Raw genomic sequence first — 16157 nt, forward strand, 5'->3', positions numbered from 1 at the left:
GCTTTCATTCGGCGTCAGCTTACAGTCAGGCATTTATCAATTTATATGATGATTACTACCTTTTTAAACGGGTTTTCCACATAAAAAACTTTCTAGGTGTTTATAAGTTTTACCTTAAAACATTGCGCTTTTTAGCGCTAATAGTGCTAAAAGGCACACGGTTTGCTCTAGTCAAACCACATTCTTCTTCACCCTGCGAAAACTTACATAAATTGGAAAAATTTGGACGTATAGCTTTAAAAACGATTCTTTGGATAGTTGCGAGTGTCATTTTTCTGGTGCTTCTTGTATTCGTTTTGATACAAGTACCGGCCGTGCAACAGTTTGCCAAGAACAAAGCTGTTAACTTTTTAGAAGGCAAAATTCATACTAAGGTTGAAATTGGCCACATTACTCTCGGTCTGCCCAAACTGCTGGTTTTGGAAGACGTTTACTTTGAAGATCAAAAACGAGACACCTTAATTGCCGGCGACAAACTAAAAGTTGATATCAGTCTGCTGAAACTGCTGGATCATAAAGTAGAGGTAAACGAAATAAACCTGCAAGGCATTACCGCCAAAATAAACCGCGGCGCCGATAGCACTTTTAACTTCGATTATATTATCAAAGCCTTTGCCGGCGAACAGAAGAAAGAACCGAAACCCGAGGATACCACCTCGACCATGAAGTTCTCGCTGGACAAAATAAATCTGGACCGTATCAATATCTCTTATAAAGATGTAACCACCGGCAATGACGTTAAATTTTTGCTGGGCCATTTTGATACCCGTATTAAAGATTTTGATATGGATAAGATGAAGTTTTCTATCCCTAAAATTACCTTATCGGATGTAAACGCCCGTATTATCCAAACCCCGGCTGGCTCATCCATAGGCCAGGCTGCTACTGTTGATACCGCCACCCAGCCAATGAATTTGAGCTTGGATTTAGGTACCATCGACGTTTCAAAAATCAATGTAGATTACCGCACCCGCGAAATGCAGAGCAAGGTAAACCTAGGTAAGTTTTTGGTGGAGATGGATAACATCGACCTTAAAAATCAGCGCATTGGCATTAAAAGCATTGAGCTAAATGACACCAAAGCAGGACTTACTTTAGCCAAGCCTGAAACCGTACAAAAGGCGGTAGAAAAAACAGCTAAGAAAATTGACACTTTGGTAACCGCTGCTGCCGGCAATAAAAAGGGCTGGTATGTTAACTTAGGCAAGCTTAGTCTGGCTAACAACGATATCCGCTTTGACAACAACGCACAGGCACCGCTACGCCATGGCTTAGATTTTGGCCACATGAACATCAAAGGACTGACTGCCGATATTCAGGATTTGCGTTACAGCACTGATAGCACATCAGGTAAAGTAAACCAGTTTGCCTTTAGCGATAAAAGCGGTTTTAACCTTAAAGAGTTCCGCACGGCATTCTTTTACGGCCCTAAAAGCGCTTACCTGAAAGATTTATATGTAGCTACCCCACAAACCATTATACAGCGGAACCTGGAAGTAGCCTACCCTTCTATTGATGCACTAAGTAAAAACATCGGCAGCCTGAGCATCAACGCTAATTTAGACGGTAGCCGATTAGGCTTGCGTGATGTATTGCTGCTGATGCCAACTATGGCTTCTATGGAGCCGTTCCGTAGCTCACCAAACTCTGTACTACGCATTAACGGCCGGGTTAACGGGCAGGTAAACAATCTGCGCATCAATAATTTTGAACTGATTGGTTTATCCAACACCTATGTTAAAACATCGGCTACTCTTAAAGGCTTGCCCGATGTGAATAAGGCTTACTTTGATGTAGATATTGCCGACTTCCGCACTACTCGCCGTGATATTTATAGTTTGGCCCCTCGTGGCACCATACCTAATACAGTAAGCATTCCAGAGAACATAGATTTGAAAGGCAACTTCAAAGGTAGCATGCAAACCTTTGATACCCGCCTAAACCTGCGCTCCAGCTATGGCGCGGCCGATGTAACGGCCAACGTGCGCAATGCCATGGATATGAAACGCATTGCTTATAATGTAAAAGCAAAAGCAAATAACCTGAATGTAGGCGCTTTAACCAAGCAACCTAAAACTGTTGGCCGCTTAACTTTAACTGCTAACATACAAGGTGCTGGTGCCGATCCTAAACATTTGAACGTGAAATTTGCGGCTGATGTAGCCAGTGCACAAGTACAGGGTTATACTTATCGCAATTTAATAGCCCGTGGTTCTGCCCGTAATGGCGCTTATGTAGCCACTGCCCGCATACGCGATCCAAACATTAATTTTAGTTTGGATGCAACGGCTAACATGAACAAAAAGTACCCGTCGGTTAAAGCCAATGTTTTGGTGGATAGCGTGAACCTGCAGCGCCTAGGCTTTGTAAAAGATGATATGCGCTTTCATGGCAAAGTAGTAGCCGATTTACCAACTGCCGACCCTGATTTTTTGAACGGTAGTGTACTGCTAACGGATATGATTTTGGTAAACAAAGGCCAGCGCATACAATTAGATACCGTAAGCGTGGTATCTACTGCCAATGCTGATAGCAGCAGCCTTCGTTTGCATACACCTTTCCTGAACGCACACTTAGGTGGTAAATACCAGTTAACGCAAATTGGTACCGCTTTGCAGGATAACATCAATAAATATTTCAATACAGCTTTAGCCAGTGGTGCCCCTGCTGCACGTACAGCTCGAACCACCACTGCAAAAACCACCTATCCGCCACAACAGTTTAACTTTGACTTACGCATTGTTAAAACGGCACTGGTTACCCAGTTTGCACCCGATTTAAAACAGTTGGACCCTGTGTTAATTAATGGCCGCTTTAACAGCCAAACCGGCGAGTTATTGGTTAATGGCACCATGCCACGCATTGTGTATGGCACCAATGTGGTAAGCAATGGCAAGCTGAATATCAACACCCAAAATAATGCCCTCAATTACGGCTTAACTTTTGACCAGATACAAGCAGGAAGCAGCTTAAAACTGCTTTACCCTAGCATTACAGGTAACGCACAAAACGACCATCTGAATTTGAGTCTGCAAATACGCGATGCCTCACGCAAAGAACGTTACCGCATAGCCGGTGTGTTTGACGTATTGCCGGGCGCTTATCAATTCAGCTTTTTACAAAACGGCTTGTTGCTGGATTATATGGCCTGGACGGTTAACCCGAACAATGCCCTGCAATTTGGAAGCCGAGGTGTTTTGGCGCGCGATTTTGCCATCACCAACAACAACCAGGTGCTAAGCGTAAGCAGTTCGCCGCTGCAGCCTAACGCACCGTTAACTGTTCAGTTCAACAACTTCCATATTGAAACCTTAACCCGCCTGGCGCAGCAAGATTCGTTATTGGTTGGTGGTACCATTAACGGCCGAGCCAACGTAAGCAATCTGCAAACTTCACCTGTTTTTGTGGCCGATATGAATGTTGGCGACTTTAACTTCAAAGGTGACACTGTAGGTAATATTGCCATTAAGGTAAATAACCAAACTGCTAACGCCTATGCGGCCGACGTACGCGTTACAGGTTATGGTAACCAAGTTAACTTAGGCGGCTTATACTACACCGGTACGCCAGCTGGCCGTATGGATATGACGCTGGACATTGTTACCCTAAACATGAAAAGCATTGAAGGTTTCAGTTTTGGCAACATCCGTAATGCCAGTGGTAACATTACCGGCCAAATTAAAATTGGCGGCACTACCTCTGCACCACAGGTACGCGGCGATGTTAACTTCAACAAAGTAGGTTTCAACGTATCGATGCTGAACTCATACTTTACCATGCCCGATGAGCGCATTACTTTTAATAACGAAGGCGTGATATTTAACGACTTTACTTTGGTTGACTCTACTGGCAACAAAGCTATCATCACAGGAGGCGTATATACCAAAACCTTTACCGATTTTAAGTTTGGATTGGACATCCGCACCGATAATTTCCGTGCAGTGAATTCCACCCAAGCTGATAACAAGTTGTTTTATGGTCAGCTTTATATCGACAGCCGCATTAAGATACGCGGCGACATGAACAAGCCCGTAGTAGATGCTACCCTTACCGTAAACGATAAAACCGACATGACCTTTGTGTTGCCTACCACAGACCCAAGTGTGGAAGACCGGAAAGGTGTGGTTGAATTTATTGATGCCGATGCTCCTAAGCTGGATTCGATACTGCTGGCCAAGCAACTGGATTCGCTGCGCAAATCAGACATCAATGGCTTGGATGTGAATGCTACCTTACGGGTAAGCAAAGCGGCCAACTTTAATATTGTGATTGACGAACGCAACGGCGACGTGGTTCACATTAAAGGTGATGCACAATTGAACGCAGGTATTGATCCAAGCGGTAAAATATCGCTTACCGGTACTTATACGGTAGCCGAAGGTTCTTATCAGCTATCATACGGCCCTGTTAATCGCCGCTTTATATTTAAACCTGGCAGTACTATTGTTTGGACAGGTGATCCAACCAGTGCCAATATTAACCTGACTGCCATTTATGTGGCCAATGTACCTCCTATTGACTTGGTAGACGATCAGTTGGGCGGTACTGATGCACAGCGCACGGTGTATAAACAAAAGCTACCATTCAATATCAATCTGAACTTAACCGATCAGCTGTTAACACCAAAAATCAGTTTTGACATTGTATTGCCAGATAGCAATTACACTGTACCGCAAGATGTGGTAAACAATGTAAACACCCGTTTAGACCAGATTAAACGAGACCCTAACGAGTTGAACAAGCAGGTATTGGGCGTGTTGGTACTGGGCCACTTTATTGGTGATAACCCACTACAAAGCCAGGGTGGAAGCGCCGGTGTAGAAGGTGCGGTGCGTAATAGCGTGAGCAGTTTACTGTCAGACCAGTTGAATAAGCTTGCAGGCAGCTTTATTGGCGGTGTTGATTTGAGTTTCGACTTGCAATCGGGTCAGGATTACTCGACCGGTACCGAGCAAAACCGAACTGATTTGAACGTCGGTTTGTCAAAACGCTTCCTGAACGACCGATTGACTGTTACCGTAGGCAATAACTTCCAGTTAGAAGGCAAACAGCAACCGGGACAAAGCTCAAGCACAATTGCAGGCAACGTAAACGTAAACTATCGCCTTACTAAAGACGGCCGCTATATGCTGCGTGCTTACCGTCGTGACCAATACATTGTAATACAAGGACAGGTTGTTGAAACCGGCGTCGGTTTTTCATTGAATGTAGATTATAACCGCTTTAAAGAGATATTCTCGAAAAACAGCCGAGAGGATAAAGCATTGCTGAGACAGCGAAAACAAGAGGAAAAAGAAAAAAAGCAGCAACAAGAACAAAAAGACAAAGAACAACCGGCTGAGGAGCCTAAACAAACAACCTCTACAAACCAAACCAATGACTAAAAATTTAGCTTATTTATTATTTACTGCTACCCTGCTTTCTGCTTGTAGTACTACTAAAGATTTGCCACCAGGGCAAAAGTTGTACACCGGTGGAGAAGTAAATATTACTGATAAAGACCTATCCAAACGCGAAAAGAGCCTGCTGAAAGCTGACATGCAGGCTTTATTAAGACCTGAACCTAACGGCAAAATCGGGCCATTCAGATTTAAATTATGGGTATATCAAAAAACACGGACCACCAAAACCAAAGGATTAAAACACTGGCTAAACACTAAGTTTGGCGAACCGCCAGTATTAGTGAGTGCTGTTGACCTAACCCAAAACAGCACAATTTTGCAAAACCGATTGCAAAACCGCAGTTATTTCCAAGCGCAGGTGGCGGGTGACACGGTAGGTAAAAAAAAGATAGCTAAAGCAGTTTATACCGTTACTACAGGCCCCTCGTATAAATACCGTAATATCATTTTTCCTACGGATAAGCAGGTACTAGATACCGCTATTGCCGCAACAGCCTCGGAGTCTATTCTTAAAAAAGGAGATCAGTATAATTTAGATGCGATCAAGAACGAGCGCATCCGTATTGATGCCCGCTTAAAGGAAAAAGGGTTTTATTACTTTGCACCCGAAAACATTATAGTAAGAATAGATAGTACCATTGCTGGTCATCAGGTAGATGCTTATGTAAAAGTTAAAGATGACGTGAGTGAACGTGCCCGCCGTGTTTACACCATCAATCAAATTTACGTTTACCCGCGCTACTCGTTGCGTGATACAGCTTTGAAACTGGATTCTGCTGAACGTTACCGTTGGTATAACGTGATTGACCCGCGCCGCACAGTACGTCCGTTTGTGTTTAAAAACACCATACTGTTGCACCCCGGCGAAGTTTATAATCGTACCGACCATAACTATTCATTAAACCGCTTTGTTGAATTAGGTCCGTTTAAGTTTGTCAGAAACCGTTTTGATGATGTATCTACAACAGATTCGGCCAAATTAAATGCCTTTTACTTTTTAACACAATATCCACGCAAATCATTATCATTTGACGTACTTGCCCGCACCACCTCGGCCAATTATAACGGTACCCAGCTAAACATAAACTGGCGTAACCGGAATGCCTTTAAAGGTGCCGAGGCGTTAACGATTACTTTATTTGGTAGCACCGATGGCCAGATATCAGGCCAGTTTGGTGGCGGTCATGCCCTATCGCAAGTGGGTATTCAAACCACGCTGTCATGGCCAAGGTTTATTAGTCCGTTCAACTTTAAGGCTGATAACGCATACATTCCGCGCACTAATCTGTCGGTTGGCTATTCTATTGTAAACCGTAGTGGTTTGTACAATTTGAATTCATTCAACGGTTCATTCGGTTATCAGTGGAAACAAAGCGTACATAAATCGCACGAGCTGAACTTGATTAACGTAACTTATGTTAAACCGGCAAGTGTAGACACTGCTTACACCAACAACATTATTGTAACCCGTAACCCTACGTTAAAACACGTAATTGATCCGCAATTTACCATTGGCCCAAGCTACGGCTACACATATACCAATACTACCGAAACGTATCGTACCAATACCTTTTATTACAATGGCCGGGTTAGTTTATCTGGCACATTAACCGGTTTATTAATGGGTGCCGATACTTTGGGTGGCAATCCTAAAAAGCTGTTCGGATCTTATTTTAATCAGTATGTGAAGCTGGAAAACGAAATACGCTTTTTTCATAAAGTTGGCCTTAAAAGCCAAATTGCAGCCAAGCTGATTGCCAGCGCAGGTTTGCCATACGGTAACTCCAGTATTTTACCTTATAGCCAGCAATTCTTTATTGGCGGTGCAAATAGTTTAAGAGGTTTCAGAGCAAGGTCTATCGGTCCGGGTGTTGTAGATCCATCGCAGTACATTAACACCGAAGGTGGTTTTATTGCCGACCAGTCAGGTGATATTAAGTTGGAAGCCAGTTTGGAATACCGTCCGCACCTGTTCAGCATTGTATATGGTGCTTTGTTTGCCGATGCTGGTAACATCTGGAATGCCAAGGGTCATCAGCCCGGCGGCACTTTCGGTCCTAACTTTTTAAGCCAGTTGGCGGCCGACGTAGGTTTTGGTTTACGTTTTGATGCCAGTGTGCTGGTGTTACGTACCGATTTTGGTTTCCCTGTTCTAAAGCCATTTAAACCAATCAATTCAAATGTCAATTACGACAAAATGGTGTTTAACTTAGCCATAGGTTATCCTTTCTAATAAAAAGCCCTCTTTCATCAAGAGGGCTTTTTGTTTACAATCATTTTTCCTTCTAAAGGATTCGATGCTGTTTTGCTACCTTTACCGGCATAGCATGAAAATCAACATACCACTACAAATTATTGATCTGCACGACGATGGCTTTCACCTTTTGGTGGATGTTAAAGTTGGCAAAAAAACATACAAAGTGGTATTAGATACCGGTGCTTCCAAAACGGTATTTGACCAGCACATGTTGCTACAGGCTAATGATGAGATCGATATTCAATCTACCGAAAAATTATCGGCCGGGCTGGGTACCACTACCATGCAATCTTATACGGCTATTATCCCGGAATTAAAAATCGGCAAACTTAAACTTCCCCATTTTGAAGTTGCCGTATTAGATCTATCAACCATTAATGATGCATATGCTCAATTAAACCACCCGCAAGTATTGGGCGTTTTGGGTGGCGATATCTTAATGCAATATGAGGCTATAATTCATTATGGCAAACGCAAGTTACAACTTATAAAAGCCGAGTAACTTTTCTATCTAATCTTCAAAAAACATACTAGCGCAAATTTTAAGTATAACTATTAGTTTACAAGCTTCGTAAAACGGCTTTAAAGTGATTTAAAAAATTTCAACAGCAGCTCGCCGGCATATAACCATGAGCTCAGTTTTGACAGGGTTTCTGATTTCGGTCTGTATCTGCGTACATGATATGGTGCTAAGATTCTGATTGATTACTATCCTGCCACAAGCCGTCACGATTTTAATATGTATAAGAAACTTGTACCTTGTCTTTTACTCTTGTTTGCCTATTGGGGTTCGCCATTACCTGCGTTATCCAATACGGTTAAGGTAAACGTCCAGCGAAAGCGTGTCGGTTATTACACTTTACAACACTCAGTATTATCTCATTACAAACCAAGTTTTCTTAGTAATCTAAACAATTTACTTTTCACTACGCCAACGCGTTTATCTATTGCAGCACAACCTATTACAATTTGTTCCGGTGCTTCAATTCTTATACAGGGTGACGCGCAAACCATTCCGCCAGACAGTTACTCTTGGGAAATGCTGCAAGGCAACACCTGGGTTAATGCACCTGGTATCAACACTAATGCCGATTATCAGCCATCATTGTTAATTAATAACACCAGTACAGATGTTATTTACAACATCCGTCGTAAAATAACCAATGGGGCTGTATCTGGCTATGACTCGTATTATGATGTAACAGTACAAGCATCATCGCCCATTTTTAACAATGTGCTTACACCACCGGCGGTAAACAGCTTTTGTTCAACCGGTACCGCAACAACTATTACGGGCAGCACGCCAACCGGTGGCAGTGGTAATTACAGTTATCAATGGCAAAGCTCAACCGATAACGCAATGTTCAACAACATTACTGGTGCTACTAATCGTGATTTTGCTGTACCTGCATTAAGTACTACAACCTATTACCGCCGTGTGGTAACAGCCGGCAGTTGCGTAACGCCGGCACCCAGTAACGCTGTAGCCATTGTAATACAATCAGCACTAGCCAACAATACCCTTACGGCACCTGCCATTACAACATTTTGCTTAAGTGGTGATCCGGACGCTATCACCGGTAGTCCCCCTACTGGTGGTAGTGGCAATTACAGTTATCAATGGCAAATCTCAACCGACAATACGAATTTTACAAATATTGCAGGAGCTTCCACCGAAAGCTATGACCCGCCGGTTATCAGCACCAACACTTACTATCGCCGAATGGTAACGTCGGGTAGTTGCACTACACCACTGATAAGCAATGCCATAATGTTTACGGTGCTAAATACAATCGCTAATAACAGCATCAATGCTCCGGCTACAACTACGTTTTGCGTTAACGGTGATGCCGCCGTTTTGATAGGTAACACGCCAACAGGTGGCAACAATACTTATGCTTACCAGTGGCAACGTTCAACCAACAATAGTACATTTACCGATATTGCCAGCGCTACGGCAAAAGATTATGACCCACCAGTTGCCGCAGTTACTACATACTACCGCCGCACGGTAACATCAGGGCAATGCAGCATACCATTAGTGAGTAATGTGGTTACCATTACTATATCTGCCTTAACTGCTACACCAGTACCCACACAATCTGCGGTATCGGTTTGCTCGGGCAATGCCGCAACACTATCCGTTCAGGCACAAACAGGTTTAACTTATAACTGGTACGACTCGCCAGCACGCACCACTTTGCTTTACACCGGTAGTACATATGTCACATCACCTATCACTGCCAGCCGCGTGTTTTATGTAGAAAGCTCGAACGGCACATGTAGCAGTACAGTTACCGCCGCTATACAAGTGAATATAACACCGCCACCATCGGCACCAGCGGTGTTGACAAATGAGGCTACAACCTGCAGTTCAACCAGCGCTGTGTTAACCGTATCTAATCCGCAAACTGGACTTATTTATACTTGGTATGGAAGCGCCACCGGAGGCCCTGCCTTAGGAACCGGCATAACTTTTAACACGCCAGCACTTACATCAAATACTACCTACTATGTTGAAGCAGCCAATGCCGGCGGCTGTACATCGGCAGCCCGAACATCTGTTAACGTAACAGTGGTACCATTGCCACAAGTTACCGTACAGGGTACGTTAATTTGTCCGGGTAATAGTGCCACTTTACAGGCAACCGCTAATATACCTAATGCTACTATCAACTGGTATGCTGCAGCAACAGGCGGCAGCCCGCTGGCTACCGGCGCTACGTTTACCACATCAGCGTTAAATGCTGTCAAAATTTATTATATAGAAGTGATTAATAACGCAACTAGTTGCGTATCAACGTCAAGGCAAACCGTACAAGTACAATTAATACAGCCTCTGGCTACGCCGTTTGTATCGGTAGCTGCTACTACCAGCAATAGTATAACGTTTAAATGGGATGTTATAAGCGGCGCAACAGGCTACCTGGTAAGTATTAACAATGGCCAGACTTATACAGACCCTAGTTCGGGCAGCAACGGATTAACTCATACCATTACCGGCTTAACAGAAAATCAAACGGCAACCATATTAGTGAGAGCGCTGGGCACAACCGCTTGCGAGCAGAGCAACAGCGGTTCGGCAACTGCACAAGCCATCAGCCAAACCGACGAGATTTATATAGCCAACGCCTTCACCCCTAACGGCGACGGTAAAAACGACATTATACAAGTACACAGCCCAAGCATTAAAAGCATGACTTTTTATGTATACAGCCAGTGGGGCGAATTACTGTTTACCTCAACCAACCCTAATACTGGTTGGGATGGCAGTTACAAAGGTATTAAAGAACCGGTAGGCGTATATATTTATTACTTGAAGGCGGTGATGAATAATGGGCACGAAGTGAACAAAAAAGGAACCATTACTTTATTGCGTTGAAAAAATTAGTATCGATCCAAATTTTATTGCTGATGCTGGTTTGTGTAAGCCGGGTAAATGCACAAATTGACCCTCACTTTTCCCAGTATTATGCTTATCCGCTATGGCTTAACCCGGCCCTCACCGGTATTGTTGACGGTGATTTTAGACTAACCGGAAACTTTAAAGATCAATGGACAGGCGTGGGCAAAGGATACCGCACGGCAGCCGTTTCGGGCGATTTTAGGACTACCGATAAATTAGCACTGGGCTTTAACGCCATTAACCAGGCAGCCGGCACAGCAGGTTATAATTATTTCGCCGCTTATGGTTCATTCGGCTATCAAATCGCTTTATCCAGCAGCGGATATCACCGGCTAAATTTTGGATTACAGGCAGGTGTAATTAACCGCAGCTTTAGTGCCAACCAGTTGCAGTTTGACAATCAATACAATCCGGGAGTGGGCTATGACCCTACCATGCCTAGCTTCGAGACTTTTTCGAGCACCAGCGCCACGGTTTTTGATGCCAGTGCCGGTGTATTTTATTACGATGGTACACCTTCCAACACCGTAAACGTGTTTGCTGGTGCCAGTGCGGCCCACTTAGCGCCGGCTAAAGATCCGTTCGCTACAGATGGCTTGAACAGCCGTATCCCTGTCAGGCTAACGGCACACGCCGGTTTACGTATCCGTGCAGCCGACTTTTTAGACGTTACGCCACATGCAGTTTATATTCGCCAAAGCCGAAACCAGATCCGTGCTGCAGGTATGAACTTGGAGTTTAAGCTACAACAGGAATACAGCCTTATTTTGGGTGGCATGTATCGTTTAAACGATGCTGCCGTAGGCAATGCAGGCTTTCACCTTAGAAACTTTTTGATTGGTGTAAGTTACGATTACAGTACATCACCACTTAAAACCATTGTCAATCAGCAGGGCGTGTATGAACTTTCGGTGAGTTACATTTTCAAACATCGTTTATCCAGCCGCGAACCGGTTTGCCCCAGGCTTTAATGTTATTGTATGAAAAAACTCTTTTGCATTCTTACTTTTTTCATCGCCACAGCAGCTTTAGCCCAAAACAAAGCTTTTAAGGAACGGGCCGATAAAGCGTTTATTAGTAAGGATTATGTAACGGCCGCTTACTATTACGAAAAAGCACTGCAAAATAATACCACTACTAAAGAAGGTACGGTTCCTTATTTTTCGGTACGCAACAGTAAGCGCCCTAAACAAACATTGGTTACAGAAATTGACTACAAACTAGCCGAATCGTACCGCCTGTATCAAAACTTTATTGCAGCTGAGGACCATTATCGTAAGGTGGTTGATAAAAACGACACTGCTTATCCCCTCGCCCGGCTGTGGTATGCTGTATGCTTGCGGGCTAATAATCACCTGGATGATGCCATTAACCAATTACAACTGTTTTTAACAGCGAATCAGAATAATAAAATCAATGCTGATTTAGGCAAAAAAGAACTGAATAACTGTTTGTTTGCTAAAGATCAGTTGAAAAAACCGGCTCATGCCAAAGCCCTCAAAATGGCTAGCACGTTAAACGCAGATGCCGCCGACTTTGCACTGACTATTAACAATGGCAGATTCTGGTTTACATCGTCGCGTACGGGCGAAGGGAATGAAAAGCGATTGAATGATATTTATATCACCGTTAAGGATAGCTCCGGTGTTGCATCCGCTTCGGCAACGGCTGTTGACTTAAAGCTGATGTATAAATTGGCGTATCACTACGGCACACCATCGCTGGAAGCGTCCGGCAAAAGGGTTTACCTCACAATCTGGTACATGGAAAATGGTAAAGTTGTAAGCGCTATTTATCTGAGCCGCTTTGTCAGCAACCGCTGGACCATTCCGCAGAAGTTGAACAGCTTTGTGAATGCCGACCGCTATAACGCTATGCAACCCCATGTTACAGCCGATGGCAAGCGTTTATATTTTGTATCTGATAGGCCAGGCAGTTATGGCGGTACCGATATATGGATGAGTGATTTGGATATTGAAGGCAACCCGACCAACACTGTTAATTTGGGAAATATTGTTAATTCGACTGAGGATGAGCAATCGCCTTACTACAACGAGCGTACACATAAATTGTATTACAGCTCAAAAGGCTTTGTTGGTATGGGCGATTTTGATTTGTTTGAAAGCGAAAATACCGGTGCCCTGTGGAGTGCTCCTAAAAACTTGGGCTTCCCTTACAATTCTACCAAAGCCGATTTGTATTATTACCCTGATGATAAAGAGGAAAATCTAGTTTACATCAGTTCAGACCGTGAATCGGAATGTTGCTTAAGCTTATTTAAGGTTAAATATACACCACCCGTACCTGGCATAGTACTGGCAGGCTTGGTGTTAGATTGCGCCACCAATACACCTCTGCCCAATGCGGTTGTTGTTCTGGTAGACGCCAAAACCAAAAAAACTTTTGATGCCGTAAATACTTCGGTAAATGGCAAATACGAATTCAGCTACCCGGCCGATCAGTCTTTCGTGTTGCGGATAGAGAAGCCAGGCTATTTTACCAAAGTGCTGACCGTACCTAAAGCCAGCGGCTTAAAAAAAGACACCTTATTTAACCCGGCAATTTGCCAGCAGCAATATGAGATTGACAAACCGGTAGTGATCAACAATATCTTGTACGATTTCAACAAAGCTATCCTAAAGCCACAGGCTAAATCAGTACTGGATGAGCTGGTAATTATCCTGACAGATAACCCTAAAATCAAAGTAGAGCTCAGCTCCCATACCGACTCTTTTGGTCCTGATTGGTCTAACAACCGCTTGTCGCAACAACGGGCTCAGGCTTGTGTGGATTATATACTGTCTAAAGGCATCGATCCGTCCCGTATCACGGCCAAAGGTTATGGCGAATCACGCCCGCGGGTACCTAACAGTTTCCCGGATGGCACGGATAATCCTGCCGGTCGCCGTCAAAACCGTCGTACAGAGTTTAAGGTGCTAAGTGATGAATAGGGTTTATTTGCAGTGCGTTGGGTTGTGCTATTATTGTTTAGTTAGTGTATTTTGAACTTCCTTCAGTGATTATTCACTTTATGCAGTCTGCTCATTGCCGCAGAGGCTATTTCTTTTGTCATAGCCACAAAAGAAAAAGGCCTAGCTCTCGCGATCCCCTGTCTGCTCACATACCCTACGCGGGCCAGGGCGCGATAGCGGGCCTCTGCGCTCTTTTTGTCTGAACCGGAATTATTAGAATTAAGGAATTGAAAGAACTTCATTCTCTTTCAACTTTTTATCCAGCTTTGTCATGGCGAGCGCTAGCGTGGCCACCTCGTTCTTTGTGAAGTTTATAGCTTGTCCTTTGACGGGATTGCTTCGTTCCTCGCAATGACAAGATGAGATCAAAGCTTCTTACTCTCTCTGACTGTTCGTCATCTCCTAGCTTCTGGGCGAAAGCAGGGCAGCACATGTTGGGCATGTGCGCAAAGGCACGGGCATTTTAGCTTTTGCTGAAGCGCAGTCCATGTGCGGCTAACAAGGGCAAAAGATAAACAGCCGTGGTGCAGCCCGGCTTTGCAGCACTGGGCCATGTGGCAAAAGAAGCATTGGAGAGGACTAGGCCTTTTGCTTACTTTGTGGCTATGACAGAGTAAGTAGACCCTGCGGCAATGAGCAGACGAAGTGAGTTTAATAGCACTGAAGGAAGTTCAAAACGCACAAACAAACATATGAAGCACTAAGCAACTACTAACTATCAATATTTTACTGCACTGCTACTGCCCCTTTTTGATAATAAGCCTTAATACCTTTACGCAGGTAGCCACCATCGTCATCGGCAGTTTCGTTAGCACCGGTTATGCCATCTTTGCGGGTATCCATAAAGCTGGTACAATCGGCATGGCCTTTGCCAAACAAAAAGGCAATTACACCCGCTTGGCCGTATTGTTTAATTTTTTCCTGGCTGCCATTGTCCAACACTTGCTGTAAAAAGTATTCGGCTTTATTATCTTGGTAATGTCCAAGGGTATTGTTACAGGTTTTAGTTTGATGATTGCCTATAGGAATTTGCCACAATATAATTTTTTGCCCGGTGGTACGGTTAAGCGTTGCCAAAAAGCGTTGAAAACGGTCGTAATCGCTTAGGTTACCGTTGGCGGCTGTGGGTTGAGTTGACCATTCGGCGTTGGCTTTACCACGCACCAATTTATCGTACCAAGCATCACGGTCAGAAAACTCAGAAAAAATCAGGTCGAACTTGGCATTCAGCGATTTGTAATAAGTAACCGTTTCGGAAGCAATTTGCTCGGGGTTGTGCTTGTCTTTAATCACATCATACCCGGTGGCCCATTGCGAAGCATGCCAGCCCAACAGCACATTGGGTGCATACTTGTTGCGCATGTTAACAATGGTTTGAAACAGCCCTTTGGCATCATTACTAAAGCCCTGTGCCTCGGAGTTACCACTATCGCTTACTTTAACAGCTGTTTTTGTGGCGTCCTTTTTAAACATTTCCATGTAGCCCATTAAATCGGGCTCGTAATGGATAATAACCGGTTTGTTATATTTTTTGCATAGCTGAAGCACCAGTTTAAAGTCGTTAAAATAGGCATTCATCACCTCGGCATCATGCAGGTTGGTAAAGCCGGGATCTTCAAACCTGTTTTTAGCAGGCACAATATTGTAATAAGTAAATACCGGAATTTTACCCATAGAACCTACCTTGTTCAGGTAATTGGTTACGAATGAACCATAAGGCAAATTCCAAGTAGTCCAGCCACTGCTAAAAATGTCACCGGCCAAATATTGGTATTGATAGTCGGACTCTTTAATGAAATTATTGGCATAAGTAATATCACCTTCGGTACCAAAGGCAACATGTTTAGGTAATACCGATGGCATTTGCTGGGCAACCGTTTGCAGCACGGCTGTTGAGGGAGCCAGATCAGTATTATCTGTTGAAGGTGTTGTAGATTCGTCTTTTTTACAACTGGCAAAAAAGGCAACAAGTAGCAGCAATACAGCAGCTTTTTTCATGCAAGCAATAGTTTATTAAATATTAGGGCTAGCCAATATATTAAACTATTACGTGATTTATCTAAAATAAGTTAACCTATTGTAATAAATTTAAACTGTTATACGATAATTTAACAAATATC

General features: G+C 43.7%; 7 protein-coding genes. 6 read left to right on the forward strand and 1 reads right to left on the reverse strand.

The window, feature by feature from the left end; all coding sequences use genetic code 11:
* Positions 1-212 precede the first annotated feature (212 nt).
* The 6 genes from GPM24_RS00960 (at position 213) to GPM24_RS00985 (ending at position 14016) form a co-directional block, all read left to right on the forward strand.
* Positions 213-5384, forward strand: coding sequence for a translocation/assembly module TamB domain-containing protein (locus tag GPM24_RS00960; RefSeq protein WP_158824872.1), 5172 nt, complete (start codon positions 213-215; stop codon positions 5382-5384).
* A complete protein-coding gene (gene tamL, locus GPM24_RS00965) occupies positions 5377-7635 on the forward strand; it encodes a translocation and assembly module lipoprotein TamL (protein ID WP_158824873.1) in 2259 nt (752 codons plus the stop codon). The genes GPM24_RS00960 and tamL overlap by 8 nt, the downstream gene beginning before the upstream one ends.
* 94 nt (positions 7636-7729) lie before the next feature.
* Positions 7730-8161, forward strand: coding sequence for a retropepsin-like aspartic protease (locus GPM24_RS00970; RefSeq protein WP_158824874.1), 432 nt, complete (start codon positions 7730-7732; stop codon positions 8159-8161).
* 237 nt (positions 8162-8398) lie between these two features.
* Positions 8399-11041 carry a DUF8696 domain-containing protein gene (locus tag GPM24_RS00975; protein WP_158824875.1) on the forward strand — a complete coding sequence of 881 codons (2643 nt, stop codon included), beginning with the start codon at positions 8399-8401 and terminating at the stop codon, positions 11039-11041.
* Entirely contained in the window at positions 11038-12036 is a 999-nt protein-coding gene (locus tag GPM24_RS00980; protein WP_158824876.1) for a PorP/SprF family type IX secretion system membrane protein, read from the forward strand. Before GPM24_RS00975 ends, GPM24_RS00980 begins: the two co-directional genes overlap by 4 nt.
* Positions 12037-12045: 9 nt before the next feature.
* On the forward strand, positions 12046-14016 hold the full coding sequence (locus GPM24_RS00985) for an OmpA family protein (protein WP_158824877.1): 1971 nt from the start codon (positions 12046-12048) through the stop codon (positions 14014-14016).
* A gap of 747 nt (positions 14017-14763) precedes the next feature.
* Here GPM24_RS00985 and GPM24_RS00990 read toward each other — a convergent pair.
* Complete coding sequence (locus GPM24_RS00990; RefSeq protein ID WP_158824878.1) at positions 14764-16035, reverse strand: hypothetical protein; 1272 nt, start codon at positions 16033-16035, stop codon at positions 14764-14766.
* Positions 16036-16157 lie beyond the last annotated feature (122 nt).

It is taken from the genome of Mucilaginibacter lacusdianchii (genome assembly GCF_009770985.1).
GTDB classification, from domain to species: domain Bacteria; phylum Bacteroidota; class Bacteroidia; order Sphingobacteriales; family Sphingobacteriaceae; genus Mucilaginibacter; species Mucilaginibacter lacusdianchii.

Coding starts and splice junctions, on each gene's coding strand:
- tamL (WP_158824873.1), top strand. CDS start 5,377: ATGACTAAAAATTTAGCTTATTTATTATTTACTGCTACCCTGCTTTCT.
- GPM24_RS00975 (WP_158824875.1), top strand. CDS start 8,399: ATGTATAAGAAACTTGTACCTTGTCTTTTACTCTTGTTTGCCTATTGG.
- GPM24_RS00970 (WP_158824874.1), top strand. CDS start 7,730: ATGAAAATCAACATACCACTACAAATTATTGATCTGCACGACGATGGC.
- GPM24_RS00985 (WP_158824877.1), top strand. CDS start 12,046: ATGAAAAAACTCTTTTGCATTCTTACTTTTTTCATCGCCACAGCAGCT.
- GPM24_RS00990 (WP_158824878.1), bottom strand. CDS start 16,035: ATGAAAAAAGCTGCTGTATTGCTGCTACTTGTTGCCTTTTTTGCCAGT.